Raw genomic sequence first — 1678 nt, 5'->3', positions numbered from 1 at the left:
CTTCGCCGCGCTGTAGACCCACAGCGCGAGCGCGGTGATCGCGAGCATCGTCGCGGCCAGCAGCGTCTGCCCGGCCGCGTAGACCATCGCGACCACGTACAACGCCCCCACCAGCACGAGCGCCAGCAGGGCCGGGCCGGGGCGCAGCCGGAAGTTCATCGCCTTGTCGTGCCCGCTGGCCTTACTTGGCCGTGATCCGCTTGGCCGCGGCGTCCAGCGCTTCCTTCGGCTGCTGGCGGCCTTCGGTCATGTTCTTCAGCGCCGACTCCATCGACGACCAGAAGCGCCCCATCTCCGGGTTGTTCGGCATCGGCGCGCCGTCCTGTGCGCTGGCCATCGTCGCCTGGATGTTCGGGTTGGCCTTCAGCTCGGCAAACAGCGCCTTGCTCGCCGGCGTGCCCAGCGGCACGTCGTCGTTGATCGTCTTCAGGCCCTTCGGCGCCAGCATGAAGTTCTCGATGAACTCCACCGCGACGTCGCGGTTCGGCGAGTCCTTCGAGATCATCGCGCCCAGCACGCCGACGAACGGTGCGGCCTTCTTGCNAACAGCGCCTTGCTCGCCGGCGTGCCCAGCGGCACGTCGTCGTTGATCGTCTTCAGGCCCTTCGGCGCCAGCATGAAGTTCTCGATGAACTCCACCGCGACGTCGCGGTTCGGCGAGGCCTTCGAGATCATCGCGCCGAGCACGCCGACGAACGGTGCGGCCTTCTTGCCGTTGACGCTCGGGATCTTCGCGACGCCGAAGTCGATGTTCGCCTTCTTCAGGTTGTCCCACGACCACGGGCCGTTGATCATCATCGCGACCTTGCCCTGCGCCATGCCCGCTTCCATCTCGGCGTAGCCGGCGCCCTTGGTCATCACGCCGTCCTTCACGAGCTTGTTCAACAGCTCCGCGCCCTTCAGCGCGCCGGCGTTGTTGACGCCGGTGTCGGCGGGGTCGAAGTTGCCGTCGGCCTTCAGCTTGAACGGATACCCGCCACCCGCGGCCAGCAGCGGCCACGTGAAGTAGGTGTTGTTGTAGTCCCAGAGGATCGCCTTCTTGCCGGAAGCCACCTCGTCGAAGGTCTTCGGCGGGGTCGGCACCAGCGCCTTGTTGTAGACCAGCGAGACCGCTTCGATCGACATCGGGTAGCCCCATTGCTTGCCGCCCACCGCGAAGGCCTTGACGGCCAGCGGGTCCAGGTCGGCCAGCACCTTCTTGCTCGGSGTSACCGGCTGCAGCAGSCCGCCGGCGATCCACTCGCCGATGCGGTCGTGCGGCCAGATCCAGATGTCGGGGCCCTTGCCGGCGGCGGCCGCCTGCTGGAACTTGTTGGGCGCGTCTTCCGGGTGCTCGACCACCACCTGCACGCCGGTCTTGGCGGTGAACTCCTCGCCGACCTTGGCCAGCCCGTTGTAGCCCTTGTCGCCRTTGATCCAGATCAGCAGCTTGCCGGGCTCGGCGGCGTGAACGGTCACAGGCAGGGCGGTGCCAGCCAGGGCCAGGACCGCGGCGCCRGCCAGCAGCTTCAGGTGATGTCGCTTGGTGTTCATGTCRTGTCTCCGGGTGCTTGTTGTGGGGAAGGGAAGAGCGTGCGCCCCTGCTCGTCGAACAGGAAGCCGCGCTGCGGCGGGAAACTCAGGTACGCGGTGTCGCCGGTGTGCAGCGGGTTCTCCGGCGCGGTGCGGATCGTCATCG

The 1678-nt window shown here is 67.3% G+C and carries 1 protein-coding gene; it reads right to left on the bottom strand.

Annotated features, from left to right (window positions below):
* Positions 1 to 544: 544 nt before the first annotated feature.
* On the bottom strand, positions 545 to 1533 hold a 989-nt coding region (malE, locus tag ASC98_RS23055), incomplete at its 3' end, for a maltose/maltodextrin ABC transporter substrate-binding protein MalE (RefSeq protein ID WP_235581362.1).
* Positions 1534 to 1678: the final 145 nt, after the last annotated feature.

Origin of the sequence: Rhizobacter sp. Root1238 (genome assembly GCF_001425825.1) — a bacterium.
Classification (GTDB): Bacteria; Pseudomonadota; Gammaproteobacteria; order Burkholderiales; family Burkholderiaceae_C; genus Rhizobacter.
The sequence above is the reverse complement of the archived record's forward strand: the minus strand, read 5'-3'. Positions and strand labels throughout refer to the sequence as shown.